The following is a 12,949-nucleotide window of genomic DNA, read 5'->3' on the forward strand; positions in this document are numbered from 1 at the left end:
GCATTAGCAGCATTAATTATACTAAATTGACGGGATGCGATAGCGGAAAGTCCCGATATTTAGGGAGCGGATTAAGGTGAATTTTCCGGTTTTTGGGACCGGCCTCATGATGGGGCTCAGCCTGATTGTTGCGATTGGCGCGCAGAACGCGTTCGTGCTGCGCCAGGGCCTGCGCAACGAGCATGTATTCGCCGTCTGCCTCGCATGTGGTTTGTCGGACGCGGTGCTCATCACGCTGGGCGTGACCAGTTTCCGGCAGATCAGCGCGTTGCTGCCCTGGCTCGATCCGGCAATGCGTTATGGAGGAGCGGCGTTCTTGATCTGGTATGGCGCAAAAAGCCTGTATTCCGCCTTCCGCTTGTCGGGAGCGCTGGCGGTGCAGGAGGCGGGTCTATCGAATTTTCGAGCGACCCTTGCGACCTGTCTTGCTCTTACCTGGCTCAACCCGCACGTCTACCTCGATACGGTCGTGCTGCTTGGCACCATCTCGACCCGGTTTCCAGGATACGAGGTATCGTTCGCGGCGGGAGCCGCAACCGGCTCGTTTCTTTTCTTCTTTTCGCTTGGCTACGGTGCAACCTGGCTACGGCCGATCTTCTCGAAGCCGGCATCGTGGCGAATTCTGGAAACGCTCATTACTTTTACGATGTGGATGATTGCCTTTAACCTATTGAGGGAAATGTAGCCGCCGATCTGCCGGGATGTCCGCATGGGGGTCGGGAGTGCACCGCCCGCGACCCCCGCTTTCGGCGACGTCATAAAAAACTTGATCGTGGCGCCCAAAGATAGAGACAGGCGCGCGGTTGCACGTTACGCTTCGATCGACCTTCTATAACAACCAACAGCATGATTAGGCCTCAGATTGTCTGCCGAATTCCACCATCTCCTGATTGTCTACACCGCCTATGTGATCGCCGCCGGAAGCCCCGGCCCCAGCAATATGCGGATCATGGGGGTGGCGATGCATAACGGGCGGCGTGCGGCCCTCATAGTCGCTGCCGGCGTGGTCAGCGGTTCGATCTTCTGGGGTGCGATGGCTGCAACGGGCGTCTCAGCTGTCCTGACCCGCTATGCGGAAGCGCTGATCGTACTCAAAATCTTCGGTGGTCTTTATCTTCTTTATCTCGCCTTCAAGGCGGGCAAAGCCGCACTTGCTTCGGGCGATCAGGCTGTGTCGCATAGGGGGCCGAATGGTGCCCTAGTGTCGGGAGCAGAACTCTACCGGCGCGGCTTACTGATGCACCTCAGCAATCCGAAATCGATCCTTGCGTGGATCGCCTTGGTGACGCTGGGTCTTGGCCCGAACTCGTCATGGCACACGCTTGCGGCGATCCTTGGCGGTTGCGCGGTGTTGAGCGTGACCATCTTTTGCGGCTATGCGGTTATTTTCTCGACCGCACCTATGGTGCGCCTGTACCGTCGCGCGAGGCGATGGATCGAAGGAGTATTGGCCCTGTTTTTCAGCGTTGCCGGTCTCCGGCTGCTACTGGCGCGCGCGTAAGCTATGGGGGAAGCATCATGAAGCTCTTCGCTGGCCTCTCGGCCTTTTCCATCACGCCCACGGATGCCTCCGGATGTGTCGACACGGCCGCGCTTGCACGCCTCCTCGAACGCATTTCTGCGGCCCGCGCCGACTCCATCGGACTGCTGGGAAGCACCGGCGGTTACGCATTTCTTTCGAGACACGAGCGACAGCGTGCCGTCGAGGCGGCAATGGCGTGCGTTGGCGGGAAGATACCTGTCATCGTCGGTGTCGGCGCGCTGAGAACCGACGAGGCTCAGGCGCATGCCCGTGATGCCAGGAAGGTGGGAGCGAATGGTCTTCTGTTGGCTCCCATGTCCTATACTCCCCTGACGGAAGAGGAGGTGTTTCAGCATATTTTGGCCGTTGCGGAAGCGGGTGAGCTGCCCTTGTGCATCTACAACAACCCGAGCACCACCCGCTTCACCTTCACCGACGATCTGATCGTCCGTCTGGCGAGCGCACCGAACATTGTCGCCGTGAAAATGCCGCTTCCCACCCACGGGGATGTTAAGGCTGAACTTACGCGTTTGCGAAGGCGCACGCCGAAGGGCTTCGCAATCGGCTACAGTGGCGATTGGGGCGCGGCCGACGCACTGCTGGCGGGCTGCGACGCCTGGTACAGCGTGATCGCTGGCTTGTTGCCGTCCGAAGCCGTTGCTCTCACGCGAGCAGCCCAAGCAGGAGACGCCTGCGAGGTCGAGCGCCTCGATCAGGCCTTTCAACCCTTGTGGAGGCTCTTCAAGGAGTTTGGCAGCTTCCGCGTAATGTACGCGATAGCTGACGCCCTTGGCCTTTGCCGCGCCGCGCCACCACGGCCAATCCTGCCCTTGCCGCCATCAGACATGCCAAGAGTGAAAGACGCACTCGATCGTATCTTGATCTGACCGCACATGGGCGCATTTGAGGCCTGGCCAAGGTGTCGTTATGGCTCCGCGGCCGGAGTGCCAATATCCGCAAGAGTGGTCTTGTGGTGTGTGCCATCTGAGGCTGTATGTAGCCTCATCTGGAACGAGGATTTAATTATGTTGGCCTTTGAAGACGTTGCGAACGTGCTCGGCCTTCCTGCCAAGGAGGCGGCTCTTCGGTCGCCGTTCGGGTTGATATCGCGCATCGAGGGTGGGCTGCCGATCGCCGCACTGGAGCGGGTGGCCCATCTGCTTGCGCCAAACGACAGTCAGTTCAAATATCGCTTTGTACCGAAAGCCACTTATGACCGGCGGAAGGCTTCGCTTCGCTTGTCTTCGGACGAGGGAATGCGGATTGCGCGTGACGCCAGGGTTTGGAATCTTGCGCTCGACGTCTGGCAGAGCGAGGAGGCTGCGCGGGAATTCCTCTTCAGAGCTCATCCGATGCTCGAGGACAGGCGCCCGATCGATGTCATCATCCAAAACGAAATCGGCGCCGAGTTGGTGCTGGAAATTCTCGCAAGCCTGAAATACGGCAGTGCTGCGTGACGGCACAGGTTCTTGATCGGACCTTGTCGTCCTTCCGGGTCGGTGATCCTAATGGGGCCCATCCCATTTTTGACGCTACCGGCTCGACTATCGCCCCCGGCCGATGGAATACGCCCGGAAGTCCGATGATTTACAGCAGCCAGCACTGTTCTACGGCCGTGCTCGAAAAGTTGGTGCATGGCAGCGGCCGTTTGCCACCCAGCCAGCACTATGTCGAGATCATAAGCCCGCACGGACTAACGTATGAAGTCTTCTCGCCGCCAACACTTTCTGATTGGGATGCGATGCCGGCGACCGTAAGTAAGAAGTTCGGCGAACAATGGTGCTTGGAAAGGCGAAGTGCCATCCTCCAGGTGCCTAGCGTCGTAGCGCGTCTCGATCATAATGTCCTGATTAATCCAGCTCATCCGGAGTTCCCACAAATTCGGGCAAGCCTGCATCAGCCGGTCTATTGGGACCGCCGATTGTTTGGTGCGTAATTCCGGACGCGGGCCGCAGTAGCTCCGGACAGGCGTTTCGTGGTGGCTGTGTGTCTCACACGCTGTCTTTGGATCACTGATCTGGCTGTCCGTCTCAAGTTGTGCTTCGCCTCATCAAAGTAGCCGGCGGCTTGCGTTGCCGACTTTGTATTTCGGCGCATGGTCTACGATCCGTGCGATCTGACCGAGCCGCATTCCGTGTAAGGCGCGACGCAGCTGAATAATCGAGAACCCGCGTGGCGTTGCTGTCCAGCGGCGTTGCCGTGGGTCTTCATCCAAACCGCGACTTGCTTCGCGCATGGAACTGCGAGGGGAGTGGGCTGCTCAGCCGAATTGCGGCCGGCTGGAGGCCATAGTCATACACCAGGCACGCTTTTGCCGGCGCCCATGGGATCTGACGGGCGCCGGTGTTTCATCGTCGGCAGGCGGTTGCTTTCGGCTGCGGCACGCTGCGTCAGACGAGCCCGGGCACGACGAAGACCAACCAGGCAACCAGCGGCCCGATGATCGCGATCAGGGCGCTGTAAATCAGCAGTTGACGCAGCACCTTCTCGCGTTTGTCATCTGGGGCGTTGGCAACGACGAGTGCGCCATTGGTGGAAAACGGGCTGGTATCGACGATCGTTGTCGAGATCGCGATTGCCGCTACCACGCCGACGGCGCTGATATGACCTTGCAGCAGGAATGGTACCGCCAAGGGAATGATGGCGCCAAGGAGCGCTGTCGAGGATGCAAAGGCCGAGACGATGGCGCCCGTGAAGCAGAGCAGCAGCGCAACCAAGAGCGGCATGCCGAGACTTGAAATGCCGTGCGCGACATAGTCGACCGTCCCGGCCTTTTCCATGACGCCGACATAGGTAATGATGCCGGCAATCAGCAGCACGGTCGACCAGCTTACCTTGTCGATTGCCGCCTTTTGAGTTTTCGGTGAGAGCAGCGCGAGAGCGACTGCGACAGTCATGGCGACCAGACCCACATTGAATTTGAAGACCAGTGCACCGATGCCGAGAGCCGTCAAGCCGATCAAGGTGGATATCCGCTCGCTGGTGAGGCGGAATGTTGCAGCTGTGTCGGCGGCCGTGCCGTAGGCATGCTCTCTCATCGGCTTTGCGGGTGTACCCCCATGGCCTCTGATCGATGCCGATACGCCTTCAGGGTGCAGTTCGGGCAAGGGGCCGAACAATACCGATTGCTGCTTCATTACGCGCGCACCGCCAAAAACGAAGAACACCAGTACGGCAATCGCCAGATTGAAGAAGAAGCTGGAAAGGAACAGCGATGTCGGAGCCAAAGGCAGGCCCGCCTTCGCGACGATCTGATTGGTAATGCCGCCATAGACACTGATCGGCGAAAAGCCGCCGGCTTGTGCGCCATGGATGACCATCAGGCCCATCATCACCGGGTGGATCCTGTATTGCACGGCAAAGCTCAGCGCCACCGGCGCAAGGATGGCCACGGCTGCCGGCCCTAGCGCTCCAAAGCCGGTGATGACCGCAGCGACCAGGAACATAACCCAGGGAATCCATGCGACATGCCCTCGGACCAGACGGACGGCGCATTCAACCAGCCAGTCGATGGTGCCGTTGATCTGCGCGATCGCAAAAAGGTAGGTCACGGCAACCAGAGTCAGGAATAGATCGCTCGGAAAACCTGCGAAGATATCGGTGGCTTTCATACCGATGATGAGCGTGCCGAGCAGGAACGTGCAGGCGAAAGCAAGTGCGCCCATGTTGATTGGCTGGATCGTTGCGACGACAAACATGCCGATCAACAAGAGTATGGACAGTATTTCGATGCTCATGATTCCCCTCCCTCCGGCGCTCTCGTGCCGGCAGCTTCTCGTTTGCAGCAATTGAAAATGTCTGCGCGCCGTCCTCCCAGAAGGCGCACAGGCGGATCAGGTCCTTGCGTAAAGGTCGGCGTATTTCTGCCGAAGAACGTTCTTCTGCACCTTGCCCATGGCATTGCGCGGCAAGTCCTCGGCGAAGATGATGCGCTTCGGCTGCTTGTATCGTGCGAGCCGGTCGTGGAGCGCATGAAGAATGGCGCCTTCGTCAAGCACCGTATTGGGTTTGCGCACCACGATGGCCGTGACGCCCTCTCCGAAATCGGGATGAGGAACTCCGATGACGGCACTTTCGACGACGCCATCGAGTTGGTCGATCTCGCCTTCGACCTCCTTGGGGTAGATGTTGTATCCGCCGGAAATCACCAGGTCCTTGCTGCGACCGACAATGTGGACATAGCCGTCCGTGTCGATCTTGCCGAGGTCGCCGCTGATGAAGAACCCGTCGGAGGTGAACTCGGCTGCCGTCTTTTCCGGCATTCGCCAGTAGCCCTTGAAGACGTTCGGCCCCTTGATTTCGATCATCCCGGTTTCATCGGGCGGCAGCACGGCGCCGGTGGCCGGATCCGTAACGCGCACCGTCACTCCGGGAAGGGGCAAGCCGACTGTTCCGGCGATCCGCGCTCCGTCATAGGGATTGGACGTATTCATGTTGGTTTCGGTCATCCCGTAGCGCTCAAGGATGGCATGACCGGTGCGCTTTTCGAACTCGACATGGGTTTCGGCAAGCAGGGGTGCCGAACCAGAAACGAAGAGGCGCATATTCGCGACCGCCTGCTTGTCGAGGCGGCGGCTCTGCAGGAGGCGCACGTAAAAGGTCGGGACACCCATCAGCATGGTCGCCTGCGGCATCAGCGCAACGACCTCGTCTGCATCGAATTTCGACAGCAGGAACATCGAGGCACCGGCAAGTAAAGTGACGTTGGTGGCAACGAACAGCCCGTGCGTGTGGAAGATGGGCAATGCGTGGATCAGCCGATCGCCAGATGAAACGCGCCAGCAATCGCGCAAGGTCGTGGCGTTAGAAAGGAGATTTCCATGCGTGAGCATCGCCCCCTTGGAGCGGCCCGTGGTTCCTGAGGTGTAAAGGATCGCCGCCAGATCATCTGGCGAACATGACGCATCCACGAAATCAAGTGGTTCGTCCCTCGCAAGATCGAGCAACGAGCCCGTACCATCTGCATCGAGCGTTTCGACGATTGCGCCATGAGCCTTTGCAATCGTTGCGACTGCCTCACGCTGAGCCGGCGAGACCACAACCAGGCGCGGCTCGGCATCGCCAATAAAGTAGTCGAGTTCGGCGAGCGTGTAGGCTGTATTCAGTGGCAGATAGACAGCGCCACAGCGAAGGCAGGCCAGGTAGAGGATCAAGGCTTGGGCGCTCTTTTCCACCTGCACGGCAACCCGGTCGCCGGGACGAATACCGAGGGCGCCGATCGCACTGGCGATGCGGCCTGAAAGGTCGAGCGCCTCGTCGTAGGTCCAGATCCGTCCGCCATTGATGCGGATGAATGGCGCATTGCCGGGTGCGGCGGCCCGTATGGCGTCGAAAAGATGGTTGCTCATGTCGCCCTCCTCCAATTGCTGTTTTACAACTCGCGCGAAAGTCCGCGAAGCCTGACAACTTTTGTGGCGTCCCCGTTCCGGCCGAGGAGATTTTTGACAGCCGGTGAGGCTGCAACTTCGCCACGCTGCGCCAGGGCCTCGTGGTTGGCTACGATGTCGTCGAGCTTGTAGAGATAGTTGACCATCAGGCCGTGCGCCTGCGCCATCGCCCTGGCCGAGTGGTCGCCGAGAAAATTCAATCTTTCCAGTCGCGCCCCGTTGCCCAGATGGAAACGGGCGACGGGATCAAGCGGGCGACCCTGCGGCGTGCGTTCGAGTAAAAAATAGCGCGCCGCAAGCGGCAGCAACACGCGCTCCACCTCAGCCGCCTTGGCCTTGTCGTCTGCCCATCTCGGGTCGTCAAGTAGTGCCAGGGCCGTGCGATCGGCATCCGACGGCGCCGGGCTGGCTGTCGAGGCACGCGCTTTGGCAAGCCAGCGGGCAAAGCCTGGAACGGGCGAGAGCGTCACAAAATTCTTCAATCCGGGCAGGTCTCGCCGCAGGTCCTCGACGACCTGCTTGATCAGAAAGTTGCCGAAGGAGATTCCGCGGAGGCCGTCCTGGCAATTGGAGATCGAATAGAAGACCGCCGTCGTCGCCTCGTCGGCGTTGATCTGTTCTCTGCCTTCGTCGAGCACGTCCGCGATGGTGTTTGGTACCGACCGCGTGAGTGCCACCTCGACGAAGACAAGCGGTTCGTCTGCGAGGCGAGGATGGAAAAAGGCAAAGCAGCGACGGTCGGCTGGCGCCAGGCGGCGGCGCAACTCCTCCCAACTGGCGATCTCGTGCACGGCTTCGTATTTGATGATCTTTTCGAGAATGTGAGCTGGCGTCGACCAGTCGATTGGCCGAAGTGTGAGAAAGCCGCGATTGAACCAGGAGCCGAACAGGTGGGCAAAGTCAGTGTCGATGGCGCGATATTCGTCCGCTTGCGCGGCTAAAGCGAGAAGTTGCTGACGCATCTGGACCAGCTTGGCCGTACCATTGGGCGCTTGGTTCAACCGGCGCAGGAGTTCCTGGCGCCGTGGTTCAGCTGCCTCATGGAGCGCGGTGATTGTCGCGGAGTTCTTTTCCGCACGATACGTTTCGATCGCCTGATCGAGTTTGGCCGTGTCTGGCCCGAACCTGTCATAGAGCATTTGCAGAAACTGCCGCACGCCGTCGGCTTCGAGTTTGCTCCACCGTTCGAGGATCTCGGCAGCAATGGCCATCCCGGACGCCTCGCCCCGGCTCGACATCAGCATTTCGCAGAGGGTTTCGAAATCGACTTTTGTCGCATCCGCCGGTGTGCGCGAATCCGCAAACAAAAGCTTGCGTCCGCGGTCCGTAATGTTTTGCAGCATGTCGCTGAAAAATGAGGTTCCAGGCATGCCATTCTCCTCCTGCTCTACGGCGGCAAAGGCGTCCCCGGTCGCCACCGTTCTCATTTCTGAGGCTTCGCGGTATAGTATTTAGATTGGCGCATGTCGCGTACAATGTCAATGATTGTGTATACAAGAAATTGATTTGGGTATTATAAAGGTGGAACGCATGTCTGAAAACGTTGGCAGGTGGCTTCGAGACGAGATTGAAAATGCTATTCTTTCCAATGAGTTTGCGCCCGGCGAACGGCTGGACGAGATGGTGCTCGCCACCCGGTTCGGTGTATCGCGGACACCCGTCCGCGAAGCGCTGATGCAACTCAATGCGATTGGGCTTATCGAGATTCGCCCGCGCCGGGGGGCTGTCGTCATCGATCCGGCGCCGCACAGAATTTTCGAGATGTTTGAGGTCATGGCGGAGCTCGAAGGCTTGGCTGGATCGCTGGCCGCCCGCCGGCTGGATGACGAATCTCGCGCGGCAATCACGGCTGCCCACAGGCGCTGTGAGCTGTCGGCCGGGGCCGGCGACAGCGACGCCTATTATTACGATAACGAGGAATTCCATAAGGCCATCTACGCAGCGAGCCGCAGCGAGTTCCTTGAGGAGCAGTGCCTGCAACTGCATCGGCGTCTGCGCCCTTATCGGCGACTTCAGCTGCGAGTGCGTAACCGCCTGTCGACGTCCTTTTCCGAACATTGCACCATTGTCGATGCAATTTTCGCCGGAAACGGCGAGGAGGCTCGCCGCCTATTGCGGGTACATGTCGGAATACAAGGCGAGAGGTTCAGCGATCTGGTCGCCAGCATGACGGCAAGATGACCCCAGGTCGAAGGCAAGAAGCTGACGCCACCGGCATTTCTCAATCCCCGCGCTACCTGAAAAGGATATGAAGCGCAGTTTCGCGGCATAAGGGTGCAAATGCCACCAACAGCAGGTTTTGGCCCAATCAGGTCGTCTGCGTACTTATCCGAACGTCGCAAAAAAGTTTCTCCGTGCCGCTCAAAGCCTTCTGGCGTATGCTATAGGACATGCGGTCCGAGCAGATGGAGGAGGAGCCATGAAGGTCGGTTCCTGGCTGCGCGATCAAGGCCTGGAACAGTACGAGGAAGCGTTCCGGCAAAACGACATCGATCCCGAAATACTTCGGGATCTTACCGCCGAAGACCTGATTGGGCTTGGAGTTATTTCAGTAGGCCACCGCCGTAAACTGCTCGCCGCGATAGCAGCGCTGCGCGAGACCGTTCAACAGGTGTCCAGGCCGGCCGGGGATAGATCAGCCGCCACCGGAGCGGAGCGCCGCCAGATCACCGTGATGTTTGTCGACCTCGTCGAGTCGACGGCGCTCTCGTTACGGCTTGACCCAGAGGAGATGAGCGAATTGCTGCGGCACTATCAGGGTGCGGTGGCGGGCGCGATTGCGCGGTTCGAGGGCCACGTTGCCAAGTACATGGGCGATGGCGTGCTTGCATACTTCGGTTATCCGCGTGCTCACGAGGATGAGGCCGAACGGGCCGTGCGGGCGGGGTTGGCGGCAGCCGAGGCAGTGCGGGATCTGCGACCATCGCACGGTGGGACGCTTCAAGCTCGGGTCGGCATCGCCACCGGCCTGGTGGTTGTCGGCGAGCTGGTTGGTGAAGGTGCAGCCCGTGAGGAGACGGTCGTCGGCGATACGCCCAATCTGGCGGCGCGGCTGCAAAGTCTGGCCGAACCTGGAACCGTCGTGGTGGCATCCCGTACCCGGCAGTTAATCGGTGCTCTGTTTGATCTTGTCGAACTCGGTTTCCAGCCGCTGAAGGGTTTTCCTGGATCCGTACGCGCTTGGCGCGTGCTCGGTGAAAGCGCTGCAGAAAGCCGTTTCGAAGCCTTGCACGGGTCGGTCCTGACCCCGCTGGTCGGTCGCGACCATGAGATTGGCCTCCTGCTCAAGCACTGGGAAGCAATCAAGGAAGGTGAAGGCCAGGTGGTGCTGCTTGCGGGCGAGCCCGGCATCGGCAAATCGCGCCTTGTCCGGGCCTTGCGGCGGCGGGTGGAAAGCGAACCGCATACGACAGTCAGTCACTATTGCTCGCCGTATTATCAGAGCAGCCCGCTTCATCCGGTGATCGGCCTCCTGGAGCGGGCGGCCGGGTTCGCTGCAGGCGATCCCTCCGAAGCGAGACTGGACAAACTCGAGGGGCTGCTCGCGCTTTCAACTGAAGATGTCGCCGGCGTGGCCCCTTTGCTCGCGGCGCTGCTGTCGATTCCAACAGGCGACCGCTATCCGCCCTTGGAGTTGAGTCCGCATCTGCAGAAGGAGCAGACGCTGGAGGTGTTAGTCGATCAACTCATGGGGCTTGCGGCGCATAAGCCTGTCTTGGCCGTGTATGAGGACATCCATTGGGCGGATCCGACCTCGCTGGAGTTGCTGGATCTGGTGATTGACCGCGTGCAGGGCTCGCGGGTATTGGCGCTTATCACGTTCCGTCCCGAGTTCCTGCCACCGTGGCTGCGCTATGCTCATGTCACTGCGCTGACGCTTAGTCGTTTGAGCCGACGGCAGGGCACAGCTATGGTCGAGAGGCTGACCGGTGGCAGGGAGCTGCCCGCCGAAGTACTAGACAACATCGTCGCAAAGACAGACGGCGTGCCTCTATTCGTGGAAGAGCTGACGCGGGCCGTGATTGAGACCAACTTGCTAAAGGACGAGGGCGACCATTACGCTCTCGCAAGTCCGCTGTCAGCTATCCCAATTCCAGCCACGCTTCAGGAGTCGCTATTGGCTCGCCTCGACCGACTGGCCTCTGCTAGAGAGGTAGCGCAGCTTGCAGCCGCAATCGGACGAGAATTCTCACACGAGTTGCTCGTGGCAGCCGCCGCGTTACCGAAGAGCGAGGTAGAAGATGCGCTGGCCGCCCTTATTGCGTCGGGATTGGTGTTCCGCCACGGGAATTCTCCGCAGGCGACCTACAGCTTCAAGCACGCGCTTGTTCGCGATGCCGCCTATGCGACGCTTGTGCGGACGAAACGGTTGCGCTTGCATGCCGGGATCGCCAGGGCGATCGAGCACCGCTTCCCGGAAATCGTCCAGGGGCAACCCGAGCTTCTAGCCCAGCACTACTCGGAGGCGGGACTGCCTGCACTGGCGATCAATTACTGGCTCAGGGCCGGGCAAGCCGCGATTGCACGCTCCGCAACGGCCGAAGCGATTACCCATCTGACCAGAGGGCTGGAACTGCTTGCACCCCTACCTGATGATGCTGCACGGCGGCGGCAGGAACTCGAGCTGCAAGTCGCTCTTGGCGTCGCCCTGATGATTTCCAAGGGTTGGGCAGCGCCGGAGGTCGGGCGTACTAACGCGCGAGCGCGCGAATTATGCGCGCAGCTCGGTGGCTCAAATCGGCTCTTGCCTGTCCTCTACGGGGACTGGGTCTTTCACGTCGTACGCGCGGAGTTGGAGGCGGGGCGAAAGGCAGGAGAGGACCTGCTCCGTCGCGCCCGAGAAGAAGGGGATGTATCGGCTGAGACTGTCGGCCACCGCATCGTTGGAACCGATGCCTTCCTTCGCGGCGAGCTGGTCATCGCCCGCGAATATCTGGAGAGGTCGCTCGCCCTTTATGACCCGCAGCAACACCGCTCCCTCGCCTTCCTGTTCGCCCAGGACCCCCGGGTAGCAGGGGTGTCCGTCCTATCCTGGACGCTGTTCGCTCTTGGCTATCCCGTTCAGGCCCAGACGAAGAGCAACGAGGCGTTGACGGACGCAAGGGAACTGTCCCACCGCAACACCCTCGGCTATGCCCTGCTTTATGGCTGCATTCTGTCGCAGCTTCGCGGCGACTGGCGAGAAGCGCGGGAACGAGCAGACTCGCTGATCACGCTCGCGAGAGAGCAGGGCTCTCCACACTTTCTTGGGGCAGGCATGGTCATCCGGGGCTGGGCGCTGGGAGAGGCAGGCGAGTTACAGGCGGCCATCACACAGGTTCAAGAAGGTTTGGGGTCGTGGCAGACGACTGGAGCGAGATTCCTGGTTCCATTTTTTCTAAGCTTGCTCGCGCACCTCGAAACCCGAGCCGGCAAAGCGAAGACGGGGTTGGATTTGCTGACCGACGCGCTGGCCCGGGTGCGCGAAACTGGTGAGCGGTGGTTCGAGGCGGAGCTCTATCGGCTGTCAGGCGAACTGATGCTGCAGTTGCCGATGGTTGATCGAGCCGGGGTGGAGGCACGGCTCCGGCACGCGATTGATGTCGCCCGAGGGCAACACGCCGACTTGTGGGAGTTGCGCGCGGCGACAAGTCTCGGCCGGCTACAGATCGGGGAGAATCGGGGCGGCGAAGCTCATGACCTGCTCGCGCCCCTCTATCACAAGTTTACCGAAGGGTTCGCGACATCGGACCTGCAATCGGCCCAACGGGTTCTTTGCGAGGCCGACGACCGCCGAGCGTGATCACAGGCCTCGGCAGCCCAAGGGTGCCGGCTCCGACCAGCGTTCACGGACTATAAGGATCGGTCTTTGTTGTCGGTCGGTTCGAAACCGGCCTTGGCTTTAGCGTGGCGACACACGCTCTCTTGCGCTTGCTCGAACTCGATGCAGAGCTCCATACAGCAAAAAGCGCCGATGGAGCGGCCGCCAACATCGCCCACTTCGACACGCGGACGTCCAGTCCGGTTGATCCGTTGGTCATGTAGAGCGGCTAAGCGGTTG

The 12,949-nt window shown here is 60.2% G+C and carries 10 protein-coding genes; 7 read left to right on the plus strand and 3 right to left on the minus strand.

The genetic code is table 11. From position 1 onward, the window contains the following. Window positions 1-109: 109 nt before the first annotated feature. The 5 genes from A3C3_RS0129580 (at window position 110) to A3C3_RS0129605 (ending at window position 3,458) form a co-directional block, all read left to right on the plus strand. On the plus strand, window positions 110-685 hold the full coding sequence (locus tag A3C3_RS0129580; RefSeq protein ID WP_411741248.1) for a LysE/ArgO family amino acid transporter: 576 nt from the start codon (window positions 110-112) through the stop codon (window positions 683-685). A 177-nt stretch (window positions 686-862) separates the two neighbouring features. Continuing rightward, complete coding sequence (locus A3C3_RS0129590; RefSeq protein WP_022718193.1) at window positions 863-1,501, plus strand: LysE family translocator; 639 nt, start codon at window positions 863-865, stop codon at window positions 1,499-1,501. Window positions 1,502-1,518: 17 nt separating this feature from the next. After that, entirely contained in the window at window positions 1,519-2,409 is an 891-nt protein-coding gene (locus A3C3_RS0129595) for a dihydrodipicolinate synthase family protein (RefSeq protein ID WP_022718194.1), read from the plus strand. Between the two features lie 138 nt (window positions 2,410-2,547). After that, entirely contained in the window at window positions 2,548-2,979 is a 432-nt protein-coding gene (locus tag A3C3_RS0129600) for an antitoxin Xre/MbcA/ParS toxin-binding domain-containing protein (RefSeq protein WP_022718195.1), read from the plus strand. Then, the gene (locus tag A3C3_RS0129605) at window positions 2,976-3,458 is read left to right on the plus strand and encodes an RES family NAD+ phosphorylase (protein ID WP_022718196.1); all 483 of its coding nucleotides are present in this window, start codon (window positions 2,976-2,978) and stop codon (window positions 3,456-3,458) included. The genes A3C3_RS0129600 and A3C3_RS0129605 overlap by 4 nt, the downstream gene beginning before the upstream one ends. Window positions 3,459-3,912: 454 nt before the next feature. Here the strand turns inward: A3C3_RS0129605 and A3C3_RS0129610 are convergent, their stop codons facing one another. The 3 genes from A3C3_RS0129610 to A3C3_RS41830 all read right to left on the minus strand — a co-directional run bounded on the left by A3C3_RS0129610 (window position 3,913) and on the right by A3C3_RS41830 (window position 8,279). Beyond that, window positions 3,913-5,259, minus strand: a complete 1,347-nt coding sequence (locus A3C3_RS0129610) for an SLC13 family permease (protein WP_022718197.1) — start codon at window positions 5,257-5,259, stop codon at window positions 3,913-3,915. A gap of 96 nt (window positions 5,260-5,355) precedes the next feature. Further along, window positions 5,356-6,870 carry a malonate--CoA ligase gene (locus A3C3_RS0129615; protein WP_028740116.1) on the minus strand — a complete coding sequence of 505 codons (1,515 nt, stop codon included), beginning with the start codon at window positions 6,868-6,870 and terminating at the stop codon, window positions 5,356-5,358. 23 nt (window positions 6,871-6,893) lie between these two features. Next, the gene (locus tag A3C3_RS41830; RefSeq protein ID WP_051154534.1) at window positions 6,894-8,279 is read right to left on the minus strand and encodes a malonyl-CoA decarboxylase; all 1,386 of its coding nucleotides are present in this window, start codon (window positions 8,277-8,279) and stop codon (window positions 6,894-6,896) included. A 160-nt stretch (window positions 8,280-8,439) separates the two neighbouring features. On the opposite strand from A3C3_RS41830, the gene A3C3_RS0129625 reads away from it, so the two are divergent. Beyond that, window positions 8,440-9,090, plus strand: a complete 651-nt coding sequence (locus A3C3_RS0129625) for a GntR family transcriptional regulator (protein WP_022718198.1) — start codon at window positions 8,440-8,442, stop codon at window positions 9,088-9,090. Between the two features lie 238 nt (window positions 9,091-9,328). Then, window positions 9,329-12,691 (plus strand): AAA family ATPase, encoded by a 3,363-nt coding sequence (locus A3C3_RS0129630; protein WP_022718199.1) that lies wholly within the window; start codon window positions 9,329-9,331, stop codon window positions 12,689-12,691. The last annotated feature ends 258 nt before the right edge of the window (window positions 12,692-12,949 follow it).

Origin of the sequence: Rhizobium mongolense USDA 1844, assembly GCF_000419765.1 — a bacterium.
Taxonomy (GTDB): domain Bacteria; phylum Pseudomonadota; class Alphaproteobacteria; order Rhizobiales; family Rhizobiaceae; genus Rhizobium; species Rhizobium mongolense.